The organism is Psychroflexus tropicus DSM 15496, from assembly GCF_000378765.1.
Lineage (GTDB): Bacteria > Bacteroidota > Bacteroidia > Flavobacteriales > Flavobacteriaceae > Psychroflexus > Psychroflexus tropicus.
This window is the reverse complement of the sequence record NZ_KB905346.1, coordinates 104,702-118,253: the sequence shown is the minus strand read 5'-3', so window position 1 is coordinate 118,253 and position 13,552 is coordinate 104,702. Positions and strand designations below refer to the sequence as shown.

Sequence of the window (13,552 nt, the reverse complement as noted above, 5' to 3'; positions counted from 1 at the left end):
ATTCATTAGTATTATGGAATCACCACAATCGGTCAAACAACGATTTGAAATTATAGGAAACGATCCGAGTCTCAACCGGGCAATAGAGAAATCTATTCGCGTTGCTCCAACAGATATCTCTGTACTTGTGACTGGAGAAAGCGGCGTAGGAAAAGAAAGCCTTCCCAAAATAATACATGCTCTATCCCATAGGAAACACGCCAAATATATTGCTGTAAATTGCGGTGCTATTCCGGAAGGCACTATAGATAGTGAACTTTTTGGCCATGAAAAAGGAGCTTTTACAGGTGCCAATCAAGCGAGAGATGGTTATTTTAAAGAAGCTGATGGAGGCACCATCTTTTTAGATGAAGTTGGTGAATTGCCTTTGACCACTCAAGTAAGGTTACTAAGAGTGCTGGAAACTGGAGAATTTATTAAAGTGGGCTCTTCTAAAGTTCAAAAGTCTAATGTGAGAATTGTGGCAGCAACCAACGTAAACATGATTGAAGCCATCAAGAAGAATAAGTTTAGAGAAGATTTATACTACAGACTTAACACGGTAGAGATCAATCTTTCACCTCTAAGAGAAAGACGTTCAGATATTCATTTATTGTTTAGGAAGTTTGCTTCGGATTTTGCTTTGAAATACAAAATGCCAACAGTGCGACTCACAGAAAGAGCTGTAAAAGTCCTGGAAAGCTGCAGCTGGCCTGGGAATATTAGACAGCTCAAAAATGTGACCGAACAAATTTCTGTCCTGGAAAAGGAAAGAGAAGTAGATGAAGCTACTTTACATCATTATTTACCCAAAAACAGTTCTAATTTACCTTCGGTTATTTCAGAAGACAAAAGCAGCAAAGGTGACTTTAGTAATGAGAGAGAAATCCTTTATAAAGTGCTCTTCGATATGAAGAATGATCTTAATGATCTTAAGAAACTCACTCTGGAGCTGATGGAAAAGGAAAACGATGAAACCTTTAAGGAGGAAAATCTTAGCCTTATTAAGAAGGTTTACGGAGATTCTGACACAGAGAGGGATTTTTCTGAAGAGTCTCATCAAGAACAGTTAGAAATACTTCAGCTTCCCAATCAAAACAAAGTAAGAGATATGGAAACGGCCGTAGATGACCCCTACGATTATGCTGAAGATATTGAAGAGGAAGAAACTTTATCTTTGCAGGACAAAGAAGTGGAGCTCATAAAAAAATCGCTGGAAAGACATCAAGGGAAACGTAAGCCCGCTGCCGATGAACTCGGTATTAGCGAAAGAACACTTTATAGAAAAATTAAACAATACGATTTATAATGAGATTCAAACTCACTGCGGCTTTTCTGTTCATCCTAACATTAAATTCTTGTAAATATTACTCTTTTACAGGAGCCGACACAGGTAACGCAGAAACCTTTCAGGTGAATTTCTTTCAAAACACAGCTCAACTAGTCGAGCCAGGTATAGATAGGCAGTTTACCCTACAATTACAGGATTTGATTCAAAATCAAACCAGCCTGATTTTAGCTAACACCAATGGAGACTTAATTTATGAAGGAGAAATTACCAGATATTATGTCGCTCCTATGACGGCTACTGCAGAAAGTACTGCAGCTCAAAACCGATTAACCATCGCTGTGAATGTGAGATTCTATAACACACTAGAACCTGAAAAAGATTTTGAACAGACTTTCTCTTTCTATTTTGATTTTCCTGGAAATGAACAATTAACAGGAGCTCAGAAAGAAGAGGCTATCGAAGAAGTTTTTTTAAGAATCACTCAAGATGTTTTCAACGCTTCACTAACCAACTGGTAATGCAAAAAGAATCGCTTTTACATTTGATAAAATCTCCAGTAGAATTCGACTCTTCGTCTTTAGAAGCACTGGAGCATGCGATCGACACCTATCCCTACTTTCAACCGCTATATGCACTGAAACTTAAGCTACTGAAATATAATAATAGTTATAGGTATAACAACTTTTTGAAAGAAACTGCAGCTCACACTCAAGACAGATCTGTTTTATTTGACCTCATCACCTCCAGCGAGTTTGAGCAACTAAAAATTGCTGATAAAATAGATGAGTTAATCCAGTATGAAAAAGAAACTTCTGAATTTGAAATCAATGAAGAATTCGTTAATCAAATTAACGATCCAGAGCTTTTTGTAGAAAAAGAAGCAAGCCCTCAGGAACACTCTGGAGAACCTTTGAATTTCAATTCTGCAGAGACACATTCTTTCAACGAATGGCTTAAGTTGACTCAAATAAAACCAATAAATGAGACAGAAGACAATGGTCAATCAGAGACTAATAATCCTCAATTCAGGATTATTGACGAATTTATCAAAAACAATCCGAAGATTGTCCCGACCAAAACTTACGAGGCCTCAGATAGAATTATAGCCAAACACGAGCCCTCTACGAGCCTCATGACAGAGACCTTAGCAAGAGTTTATGTGGAGCAAAAACGTTATGATAAAGCCATTCAGGCTTTTAAGATATTAATTTTGAATAATCCCGAAAAAAGTACTTTCTTTGCAGACCAAATTCAAGAAATAGAACGACTTAAAGAAAATAAATAATAATGAGTACATTTTCCATTTTTTTAATCCTCATCGTGATCGTAGCCTTTTTATTAATCGTTGTTATTATGGTTCAAAATCCAAAAGGCGGCGGATTATCTTCATCATTTGGTGGAGGTGGCTCTCAGCAAGTTGGGGGTGTCAAACAAACCTCAGACTTTCTAGATAAGAGTACCTGGGCATTAGCCACTTTATTATTGGTCTTAATTTTATTGTCCAACGTGACTATCATTAGCAACAGAACGGGCCAGGATTCTAAACTATTAGATGAAAATCAAGCTCCGATAGAAAATACTCAAACCAACGACTTGCCTCCTGTAGATCAGGAATAAAAATATACTTTACTAAATTAAAAATGCCGGCTTATGACAAGCTGGCATTTTTTTTTACAAACTGTCAGCAAATATCTATTGGCACACTTTTAGTCATATGTCCTGAAACTAATTAAAAACCTTTTAATAATGGCAGTTAATATTAAACCATTGGCAGATAGAGTGCTGGTAGAGCCTCAAGCCGCAGAAACTAAAACAGCTTCTGGAATTATCATTCCTGAAACCGCAAAAGAAAAACCTCAACGTGGAAAAGTTGTAGCCGTTGGAAATGGTAAAAAAGATCACGAAATGACTGTAAAAGTTGGAGATGTGGTTCTTTACGGAAAATTTTCTGGAACTGAATTAAAGCATGAGGATAACGATTACCTCATCATGAGAGAAGATGACATCTTAGCGATTGTATAAAACCTAATTAATCAACTTAAAACTTAATAAAATGGCAAAAGATATAATTTTTGATATTGAAGCAAGAAACGGTGTGAAGAGAGGGGTTGATGCCCTCGCTAACGCTGTAAAAGTAACTTTAGGACCTAAAGGTCGTAATGTAATTATTGGTAAATCATTTGGTGCTCCGGTTGTCACTAAGGATGGTGTAAGTGTTGCTAAAGAAATCGAGTTGGAAGATGCTTTAGAAAATATGGGAGCACAAATGGTAAAAGAAGTGGCTTCTAAAACCAATGATTTGGCAGGAGATGGAACTACGACAGCAACTGTCCTTGCTCAAGCTATTGTAAAAGAAGGTTTGAAAAATGTTGCTTCTGGCGCTAATCCACTCGATCTTAAAAAAGGAATAGATAAAGCTGTAGAAGCTGTTGTTGCCGAACTCACAAAACAAGCAAAATCTGTTGGTGATACTTCTGAAGAAATAAAGCAAGTCGCTTCTATTTCTGCAAACAACGATGAGAAAATCGGTGAGCTGATTGCAGAAGCGTTTGGAAAAGTAGGTAAGGAAGGTGTCATTACTGTAGAAGAAGCTAAAGGAACTGAAACTTATGTTGACGTTGTAGAGGGAATGCAGTTTGACAGAGGTTATTTATCGCCTTACTTCGTAACAGATAGTGAGAAAATGACCACAGACCTTGAGAATCCATACATCTTGATTGTGGATAAAAAGGTTAACTCAATGAAAGATCTTTTACCGGTTTTAGAACCAGCTGCACAAAGCGGAAAACCACTCTTGATTATTGCAGAAGATATTGAAGGAGAAGCTTTAGCTACACTTGTAGTTAATAAATTAAGAGGTTCGCTAAAAATTGCCGCTGTAAAAGCTCCAGGATTTGGTGACCGCAGAAAAGCAATGCTAGAAGATATTGCTATCTTAACTGGTGGTACAGTGATTTCTGAAGAAAGAGGATTTACGTTAGAAAATGCAAGCCTCGATATGTTAGGAACTGCAGAAAACGTTACTATTGATAAAGATAACACGACCATCGTAAATGGTGCAGGTGAAAAAGATAACATCTTAAACCGTGTTAATCAAATTAAAGCTCAAGTAGAATCAACGACTAGCGATTATGATAAAGAGAAGCTTCAAGAGCGTTTAGCTAAGCTAGCTGGCGGTGTAGGCGTACTTTACGTTGGTGCTGCTTCAGAAGTAGAAATGAAAGAGAAGAAAGACCGGGTTGATGATGCATTACACGCTACAAGAGCTGCTGTTGAAGAAGGAATAGTAGCTGGTGGTGGTGTTGCACTCATCAGAACACTGAAAGCTCTTGAAAACCTTAAAGCAGACAACGCTGACGAACAAACTGGAATCAACATCATAGCGAAAGCAGTAGAGTCTCCAATGCGAACTATTGTAGAAAATGCTGGAGGTGAAGGTTCTGTAGTCATCAATAAAGTTCTGGAAGGAAGCAAAGGTTACGATGCAAAAACTGGTACGTACGTGGATATGCTGAAAGCTGGAATCATCGATCCTAAAAAAGTGACCCGTATTGCTTTAGAAAATGCGGCTTCTGTTTCAGGAATGATTTTGACGACTGAGTGCGCCCTTGTCGACATTAAAGAAGAAGACAACGGAGGCGGAGGCGGAATGCCACCTATGGGAGGCGGAATGCCAGGCATGATGTAATCATCACTTTTAATGAATTAATCAAAGCCGTTTCTTAAAAAAGAAACGGCTTTTTTTGTGGAACAAATTCTACTCGGGATCATTACAAGTTTTGGAAAATAAAAAAATTACAATTCCAGACCTGTGAGGTTTTAAAAACCTCACAGGTCTATTGGTGATTTTCTTGCTGCACTAAAAAAACTTGTTTTCTGGGTTATTCTACAAAATTGAAAGTGGTATTAATTATATTAGAGCAAAATTTTTAAAGATGAAAAGACTATTTACAATTATTTCAATTTTAAGTACTTCGCTGGTACTTGCTCAATCTGTTGAATTCAACGTGGATGAAACCATAACCACCAAACATAGTGTTACCATCAATGGAAAAACCATTGATTATACTGCTGAAACAGGCATGCAGCCCGTTTGGGATGACCAAGGACATCCTATTGCAGGTTTGCAGTTTACCTACTACAAGGCCGATACTAAAAGAAATAACGATGGTAAAGATTTAAGACCCCTGGTCATCTCTTTTAATGGAGGCCCTGGTTCGGCTTCGGTGTGGATGCATCTTGCTTATACAGGACCTAGAATTTTAAACATTAGTGACGAAGGCTTCCCAGTTCAGCCTTATGGATTTTCAGAAAACCCTCATAGTATTCTTGATGTAGCAGATATTGTTTACGTTAATCCTGTAAATACTGGTCATTCAAGACCTGTGCTTGATGAAAAAGGAAATTTTGATAAAGAGACTTTTTTTGGAGTCAATGCCGATATTGATTATTTAGCAGAATGGATCAATACCTTTGTGAGCAGAAAAGACAAATGGCTTGCACCGAAATACCTAATAGGTGAAAGCTATGGAACAACGAGAGTTTCTGGTCTGGCTAATGCACTGCAGAATTCGCACTGGATGTACATCAATGGTGTGATATTGGTTTCGCCTACTGAACTCGGTATAGAAAGAGATGGACCGGTGGAAGTAGCGAACAGACTCCCTTATTTTGCTGCTGCAGCCTGGTATCACGACCTGCTGGCCCCAGAGTTGCAAAACCAACCTATTCTTGAAATGCTAGATGAAGTAGAAGCATTTACTATTCAGGAACTGATTCCTGCCCTCAGTAAAGGTGGGTTTCTTGATGAAGAGAAGAAAAAAGAAATCGTCGAAAAAATGTCGTATTACTCCAGTATTGAAGAAAAGGTATTTCTTCAGAATAACTTAGAAGTTCCCTTTAATACCTTTTGGAAAACCCTTAAAATCGATGACGGCTATACGGTTGGCCGACTGGATTCCAGATACCTGGGTCTTGATGAAAAAGAAGCAGGAACTCGACCAAATTATAATGCAGAATTAACTTCCTGGTTGCAGTCATTCACTCCAGCCATCAATCATTATCTGAAGCATGAGCTCAACTTTAAAACAGACTTAAAATATAACATGTTTGGAAACGTGTATCCCTGGGATAGAACACGTAATAATTCCGGAAAACAATTGAGACAGGCTATGGCTCAGAATCCAAGCATGAAAGTTATGATCCAAACAGGACTGTTTGACGGAGCTACAACTTATTTCAATGCTAAATATACGATGTGGCATATTGACGAAAGCGGTAAAATGAAAGACAGGCTCTATTTTAAAACCTACGAAAGTGGCCACATGATGTACCTAAGGCAAGAAGATTTAAAAAATGCAAATGACGACATTAGAGCCTTCATCGAAAACAGTCTGCCAAAAGACGGTGAGCCTATCAAATATTAATTATAGTCATTAGTTTTATCCTATAAAAAAAGCCTTGCAGAATCTGCAAGGCTTTTTTTTTTGAAATTCACTGGTTTTACTTAACCGTAAGGATTCCTTTCATCAAGGCGACGTGACCTGGAAATGAACAGATGTAATCGTAATTACCCTTTTCTGGAGCTTGGAAGGTAATTTGTGTTTTTTCACCTCCACCTAGCATTTTGGTGTGAACAATTATAGCATCTGTATTTTCTGGAATATAATCATTCTCCTTATATTCTAAGGCTTCCTGACCAAACTCCTGAACATTTGTTCCTTTCTTTAAAAGAACAAAATTATGCCCCATAGTTTCCTTAGGAAGTTTACCTACGTGTTCAAAGGTCAAAACAACTTCATCACCAGCATTCACTGTGATTTGATTTTTATTGAACTTCATTTGATCACTCCCTGTTAAGTATACTTTAGTCACTCCTTCCTCATCTTCTACTTCATCTGTAGTTTCTGCGGAGTTACCAATTTTTAGTGAATCATTCTTTTCTTCTTCTTTTTTACCATCTCCTCCGCAACTTACTAAAAGCGTTGCAGATAGAAATAATACAAATATCTTCTTCATTTTGATCTTATTTTTAATTTGATTATCTGTTTTCAATAGGTTTTAATTCTCTATGCGTTTCCCCGGTATAAACCTGTCTTGGCCTACCGATAGGTTCTTTCATCAATCTCATTTCTCTCCACTGAGCAATCCAACCTGGAAGTCTTCCCAGTGCAAACATTACTGTAAACATATTGGTAGGAATATCTAAGGCTCTGTAAATGATACCAGAATAAAAGTCTACATTAGGATATAGCTTTCTTTTGACGAAGTAATCATCTTCCAGCGCTTCTTTTTCAAGACCTTTAGCAATATCTAAGACTGGATCCTGAACTCCAAGATTACCTAATACTTCATCAGCTGACTTTTTAATGATTTTGGCTCTAGGGTCGAAATTTTTATAAACTCTGTGTCCAAATCCCATAAGTCTAAATGGATCTTCTTTATCTTTAGCTTTAGACATGTATTTTTTTGTGTCTCCTCCATCTTCTTTGATGCCTTCGAGCATATCGATTACTGCTTGATTAGCACCACCATGAAGTGGCCCCCATAAAGCTGAAACTCCTGCAGATATAGAAGCGAATAATCCAGCATGAGAAGAACCCACAATTCTTACAGTAGATGTAGAACAATTCTGTTCGTGGTCTGCATGAAGAATCAATAATTTATTAAGCGCAGAAGAAACGACTGGGTCGATTTTGTAATCTTCGTTTGGCTTTTTAAACATCATCTTCAATACATTTTCAACGTAATCTAAACTGTTATCTCCATAATCTAAAGGCTGACCTTTAGACTTACGAAGAGCCCAAGCACAAATCACTGGAAATTTAGCCAATATTTTTACTATAGCCTTATACATATCTTCTTCAGAATCAACGTTGACTGAAGATGGGTTAAAAGCGATTAGAGAACTCGTTAAAGAAGAGACAACGCCCATTGGGTGTGCAGATTTAGGAAAACCATCTAAAATCTTTTTAACATCTTCATCAACATGAGATTCTTTTTTTATGTCTGCATGGAAATTATCAAGTTCTTCTTGATTAGGTAACTCACCAAAAATCAAAAGAAAAGCAACTTCTAAAAAACTTGCATTTTCCGCTAGATCTTCAATAGCGTATCCTCTATATCTTAAAATACCTTCTTCACCATTTAAGAATGTAATTGCACTCTCACATGATCCGGTATTTTTGAAACCTCTATCCAAGGTAATTAATCCCTCTGTAGAACCTCTTAGTTTAGAGATATCGATCGCGTATTCATTTTCGCTACCTTTTGTAACTGGAAAAGAATAATCTTTTCCATCAAAACTTATTTTAGCATCCATATAATATATTTTTCTTTTTGTTAGCTTCAAATTTAAGAAAAAATATACAAAAAAAGCGTTAACAGATCTTTGTAAAGGACTGCTAACGCTTAAGTTTTAGTTAATTTAATACGTTATATATTTCTTAAATTAATCCTCTTATTTTTTTATTTTGAAAGCATGCATTTGCGGAAAATAGGCATTTTCTCCTAATTCTTCTTCAATCCTTATTAATTGATTGTATTTGGCCATACGATCACTTCTGGATGCTGAGCCTGTTTTAATCTGTCCTGTTGATAAAGCTACAGCTAAATCAGCGATGGTGTTATCTTCAGTTTCTCCAGATCTGTGAGACATGACCGAAGTATATCCAGCATTATGTGCTAAATTAACAGCAGCAATGGTTTCTGTTAACGTACCAATTTGATTAACCTTAATCAAGATTGAATTTGCAATAGCATTAGAAATTCCTTTTTCCAGTCTTGTGACGTTGGTTACGAATAAATCATCACCAACCAGTTGAACCTTATCCCCAATTTTTTCAGTAAGAATTTTCCATCCTTCCCAGTCGTCTTCATCCATACCATCTTCAATCGAAATAATTGGATAGTTCTGAGATAGCTCTGCCAAATAGTTAGCTTGTTCTTCAGAGGTCATCGTCTTGGCATGATCACCTTCAAACTTCTTATAATTATAATGTCCGTCTTCATAAAACTCTGCTGCAGCACAATCTAAAGCGATCATCACTTCATCACCGAATTTGTAGCCCGCCTTTTCTACAGCTGTTTTGATACTATCCAAGGCATCTTCAGTTCCTTCTAATTTAGGCGCAAAACCTCCTTCGTCCCCTACAGCTGTACTCAATCCTCTGCCTTTCAATACTTTTTTTAAATGATGGAAGATCTCAGTCCCCATTTTTAGGGCGTGACTAAAGCTTTCCGCCTTAACTGGCATCACCATAAATTCCTGAAAAGCTATTGGAGCATCACTGTGTGAACCGCCATTGATGATATTCATCATTGGCACTGGAAGCTTATTGGTAGATACACCTCCCACGTAACGATAAAGTGGTAAATTCAATTCATTAGCTGCTGCTTTTGCGGCAGCTAGCGAAACCCCCAATATAGCGTTGGCTCCTAATTTTGATTTATTTTCGGTACCATCAAGATCGATCATGATCTGATCTATTTCTGATTGTTCGTAAACCGAAATCCCTAACAAATGATCTGCTATAGTAGTGTTGACGTTTTCAATAGCTTTAGAAACTCCTTTACCCATATAATCTGTTCCACCATCTCTTAACTCTACAGCTTCATGAACTCCAGTGGAAGCTCCAGAAGGCACTGCAAACCTTCCTAAAGTTCCTGTTTCTGTAATGACATCAACCTCTAGTGCTGGGTTACCTCGAGAGTCGAATATTTGCCTTGCATGTATGTCTAAAATTGCACTCATTTTTATGATAATTTAAAGTTTGTTGCAATTTACGAAATTTAAGCCTATTTGAATTGAGTTTAAATATTTGACTTCAAGTCAATTACCCACTCAAACGATTGAGTAAGGACGCCGATTTGTAACTAACATTATAAGTTATACTCTTACAATATCAAGTTAAATATGAAGAGCTGTTAAACCCTAAGTTCCTTACTTACGTAAATTTAAACACACACATAAAATAAATATCATGAAAAATTTAAAATTTCAATTAGTATTAGTAATGAGTATCTTGGTTACAGGCTTCTCTTATGCTCAAACCAAAATGGTAGGAGGTGCAAAAATGTATCCAACTAAAAACATTGTAGAAAATGCAGTAAATTCTAAAGATCACACAACTTTGGTTGCAGCAGTTAAAGCTGCGGATCTGGTAGAAACTCTTTCAAGTAAAGGACCTTTTACTGTATTTGCACCAACAAACTCTGCTTTTGGCAACTTACCAGAAGGTACTGTTGAAACCCTTCTGAAACCAGAAAACAAAAAACAGCTACAAACGGTGTTGACTTATCACGTTGTTGCTGGTAAATTCAATGCAAAAGACGTCATAGCTGCTATAGAAAAAGGTAATGGAATGGCAGAATTAAAAACAGTAAGTGGCGGAACGCTAACTGCTATGCTTGACGGAAAGAGTGTAAAAATAAAAGACTCTAAAGGGAATATATCTACAGTAACCATTGCTGACGTCAACCAATCTAATGGAGTCATCCATGTCATTGATACCGTCTTATTACCATAGTATAATACACTATAAACATAAAAGTGGGCGTTTGCCCACTTTTTTTATGCTTTTACTTTTGCAGTCGACATCAGACTAAAGAAATCATCAAATAGATAAGTAGCATCATTAGGGCCTGGTCCTGCCTCCGGGTGATATTGAACGGAAAAACAAGGTTTATTTTTAATCCTTATGCCTGCTACCGACTGGTCATTGAGGTGAACATGCGAGATCTCCACATCTGGATTGTTTACTGTTGACGATTTATCAATTGTGAAACCGTGGTTTTGAGATGTAATTTCACTCTTGCCAGTGCTCAAATTTTGAATCGGGTGATTAATTCCACGATGTCCGTTATGCATTTTTAAAGTGGGTATCTCCACAGATAAGGCGATTATTTGATGACCAAGACAAATCCCAAAAGTGGGAATTTCATTCTTAATACATTGTTTAGCTACTTCTATGGCAGAAGGTAAGGGTTCTGGATCGCCCGGGCCATTTGATAACACAATTCCTGTTGGATTCCAATCCATCATTTCATCAAATGAGGTATTATAAGGAAATACCTTAACGTAGCCTCCTCTAGAAGTCAATCGTCTTAAGATATTTTTTTTAACCCCTAAGTCAAGCACTGCTATACGGTGATCTGACAGCTTATCACCAATGGTATAGGCTTCTTTAGTAGAGACTTTAGAAGATAGCTCTAAGCCTTTCATCGAGGGATGTTGACTTAATTCTTCAGCAAGTGTTTTCAAATCATCAATTTGGGTAGACATAATAGCGTTCATTGCTCCATGTTTACGAATGTGAGAGACTAAGGCTCTGGTGTCCACATCAAAGATAACGGGTAAAACTGCATCACTTAAGAACTGTTCCAGGGACTGGTCAGAATTAGGTCTGGAAGGTGTGAATGAAAAATTCTTACAAACCAAACCAGAAATTTTAACCGAATCTGATTCGCTTTCGTCTGTATTAACGCCATAATTACCGATGTGAGCATTGGTGGTCACCATAATCTGACCGAAATAGGAAGGGTCTGTAAAAATTTCCTGGTATCCGGTCATACCGGTATTAAAACAAATTTCTCCCTTTCGATTAGAATCGAAAGGCTGGGTGGTCTTTCCATGAAAGACGGTGCCGTCTGCTAGAAGGATTACTGCTGGTGTTTTTAGATTGTATTTCATAGTGGTAATATAAAAAAAGGGACAAACTAATAAAGTTTATCCCTTTGGTATAATTAAATAAATGTGGTATTAAGCCTCATCTGATTTAGTTTCAGTATCATTTGTAGATTCAACTTTATCTTCAGTTTTCGCTTTTTTACCAGCACGTCTCGTAGATTTCTTCTTGGTTTGCTTTTTACCTGGCGTATAAACCTCATTAAAATCAACAAGTTCAATCATTGCCATTTCGGCAGCATCTCCAAGTCTATTACCAAGCTTGATAATTCTGGTGTAACCTCCTGGTCTTTCTCCAATTTTAGGAGCTACCTCTCTAAAAAGCTCAGCTACCATGTATTTATCCTTCAATTTAGAAAAGACCAATCTACGATTATGAGTAGTGTCTAATTTTGATTTGGTAATCAAAGGTTCTACAAATTGTCTTAAAGCTTTTGCCTTAGCAACAGTAGTATTTATTCTTTTATGTTCAATTAGAGAACATGCCATGTTAGAAAGCATTGCTTTTCTATGCGAGGATGTTCTTCCTAAATGATTAAATTTCTTTCTATGTCTCATGTTTAATGTATTTTGAGCTTCACAAAGCTAGTCTTTGTCAAGTTTATATTTCGAAAGGTCCATTCCAAAATCAAGACCTTTATTTTCAACAAGTTCTTCTAATTCAGTAAGTGATTTTTTACCAAAGTTTCTAAACTTCATCAAATCACTTTTGTTATGTGAAACTAAATCACCTAAGGTTTCGACTTCTGCTGCTTTTAGACAATTAAGCGCTCTTACCGAAAGATCAAGGTCTACGAGCTTAGTCTTTAGCAACTGTCTCATATGAAGTGATTCTTCATCGTAAGTTTCTGCTTGAGACATTTCTTCAGTTTCAAGAGTTATTCTTTCATCAGAGAATAACATGAAGTGATGAATTAATGTTTTAGCAGCTTCTGTTAAAGCATCCTTAGGATGAATAGAACCATCACTACTGATTTCAAAGACAAGCTTTTCATAGTCAGTTTTTTGTTCAACCCTAAAGTTCTCGATACTGTATTTAACGTTTTTGATAGGTGTAAACACAGAATCTGTGAAGATTGTACCAATTGGAGCTTTAGAAGTTTTATTCTCTTCAGCTGGAACATAACCTCTACCCTTTTGGATAGCTAGTTCAAGGTTAAGAGAAACTTTCTTATCCATTGTACAGATTTCAAGATCTGGGTTAAGGATATCGAATCCAGTTAGATATTTTTGAAAATCTCCAGCAGTCATCTTGTCGTTACCAGAGAATGAGATAGAAACTGTTTCGTTATCTACATCTTCTGCTCTTTTCTTAAATCTGATCTGCTTAAGATTTAATATGACTTCTGTCACATCTTCAACAACTCCTTCGATGGTAGAAAACTCATGATCAACACCTTCTATTCTTACAGAAGTGATTGCAAATCCCTCTAAAGAAGATAACAGCACTCTACGCAAAGCGTTACCTACTGTAAGACCGTAACCTGGTTCTAATGGTCTAAATTCGAAAGTGCCCTCAAAATCGGTAGAATCGATCATGATTACTTTATCGGGCTTTTGAAAATTAAATAATGCCATAAATTTTGAGTGTTGTCAGT

14 protein-coding genes are annotated in these 13,552 nt (G+C 36.9%); 8 read left to right on the top strand and 6 right to left on the bottom strand.

The window, feature by feature from the left end; translation table 11 throughout:
- The first annotated feature begins 13 nt into the window (after positions 1–13).
- The 7 genes from F598_RS0113085 to F598_RS0113055 all read left to right on the top strand — a co-directional run bounded on the left by F598_RS0113085 (position 14) and on the right by F598_RS0113055 (position 6,696).
- Positions 14–1,288 carry a sigma 54-interacting transcriptional regulator gene (locus F598_RS0113085; protein WP_019039525.1) on the top strand — a complete coding sequence of 425 codons (1,275 nt, stop codon included), beginning with the start codon at positions 14–16 and terminating at the stop codon, positions 1,286–1,288.
- A complete protein-coding gene (locus F598_RS0113080; RefSeq protein ID WP_019039524.1) occupies positions 1,288–1,788 on the top strand; it encodes an LptE family protein in 501 nt (166 codons plus the stop codon). The genes F598_RS0113085 and F598_RS0113080 overlap by 1 nt, the downstream gene beginning before the upstream one ends.
- A complete protein-coding gene (locus F598_RS0113075; protein WP_019039523.1) occupies positions 1,788–2,555 on the top strand; it encodes a hypothetical protein in 768 nt (255 codons plus the stop codon). The genes F598_RS0113080 and F598_RS0113075 overlap by 1 nt, the downstream gene beginning before the upstream one ends.
- Before the next feature lie 2 nt (positions 2,556–2,557).
- Positions 2,558–2,887: a preprotein translocase subunit SecG gene (gene secG, locus F598_RS0113070; protein WP_019039522.1), complete on the top strand. Its 330-nt coding sequence runs from the start codon at positions 2,558–2,560 to the stop codon at positions 2,885–2,887.
- 129 nt (positions 2,888–3,016) lie between these two features.
- The gene (locus tag F598_RS0113065; protein ID WP_019039521.1) at positions 3,017–3,292 is read left to right on the top strand and encodes a co-chaperone GroES; all 276 of its coding nucleotides are present in this window, start codon (positions 3,017–3,019) and stop codon (positions 3,290–3,292) included.
- Between the two features lie 31 nt (positions 3,293–3,323).
- Entirely contained in the window at positions 3,324–4,958 is a 1,635-nt protein-coding gene (gene groL / locus F598_RS0113060) for a chaperonin GroEL (protein ID WP_019039520.1), read from the top strand.
- Between the two features lie 247 nt (positions 4,959–5,205).
- Complete coding sequence (locus tag F598_RS0113055; RefSeq protein WP_026302721.1) at positions 5,206–6,696, top strand: S10 family peptidase; 1,491 nt, start codon at positions 5,206–5,208, stop codon at positions 6,694–6,696.
- A 76-nt stretch (positions 6,697–6,772) separates the two neighbouring features.
- Here the strand turns inward: F598_RS0113055 and azu are convergent, their stop codons facing one another.
- The 3 genes from azu to eno form a co-directional block, all read right to left on the bottom strand.
- Entirely contained in the window at positions 6,773–7,288 is a 516-nt protein-coding gene (gene azu, locus F598_RS0113050) for an azurin (RefSeq protein WP_026302720.1), read from the bottom strand.
- A gap of 22 nt (positions 7,289–7,310) precedes the next feature.
- On the bottom strand, positions 7,311–8,591 hold the full coding sequence (locus F598_RS0113045; RefSeq protein ID WP_019039517.1) for a citrate synthase: 1,281 nt from the start codon (positions 8,589–8,591) through the stop codon (positions 7,311–7,313).
- 138 nt (positions 8,592–8,729) lie between these two features.
- A complete protein-coding gene (eno, locus tag F598_RS0113040) occupies positions 8,730–10,022 on the bottom strand; it encodes a phosphopyruvate hydratase (protein ID WP_019039516.1) in 1,293 nt (430 codons plus the stop codon).
- Between the two features lie 229 nt (positions 10,023–10,251).
- Here eno and F598_RS0113035 point away from each other — a divergent pair, with 229 nt between their 5' ends.
- Complete coding sequence (locus tag F598_RS0113035) at positions 10,252–10,797, top strand: fasciclin domain-containing protein (RefSeq protein WP_019039515.1); 546 nt, start codon at positions 10,252–10,254, stop codon at positions 10,795–10,797.
- A gap of 44 nt (positions 10,798–10,841) precedes the next feature.
- Here F598_RS0113035 and carA read toward each other — a convergent pair whose 3' ends face one another.
- The 3 genes from carA to F598_RS0113020 form a co-directional block, all read right to left on the bottom strand.
- On the bottom strand, positions 10,842–11,960 hold the full coding sequence (gene carA / locus F598_RS0113030) for a glutamine-hydrolyzing carbamoyl-phosphate synthase small subunit (protein ID WP_019039514.1): 1,119 nt from the start codon (positions 11,958–11,960) through the stop codon (positions 10,842–10,844).
- A 69-nt stretch (positions 11,961–12,029) separates the two neighbouring features.
- Positions 12,030–12,512: a 50S ribosomal protein L17 gene (gene rplQ / locus F598_RS0113025; RefSeq protein ID WP_019039513.1), complete on the bottom strand. Its 483-nt coding sequence runs from the start codon at positions 12,510–12,512 to the stop codon at positions 12,030–12,032.
- A 27-nt stretch (positions 12,513–12,539) separates the two neighbouring features.
- Complete coding sequence (locus F598_RS0113020) at positions 12,540–13,532, bottom strand: DNA-directed RNA polymerase subunit alpha (RefSeq protein WP_019039512.1); 993 nt, start codon at positions 13,530–13,532, stop codon at positions 12,540–12,542.
- Between the last annotated feature and the right edge of the window lie 20 nt (positions 13,533–13,552).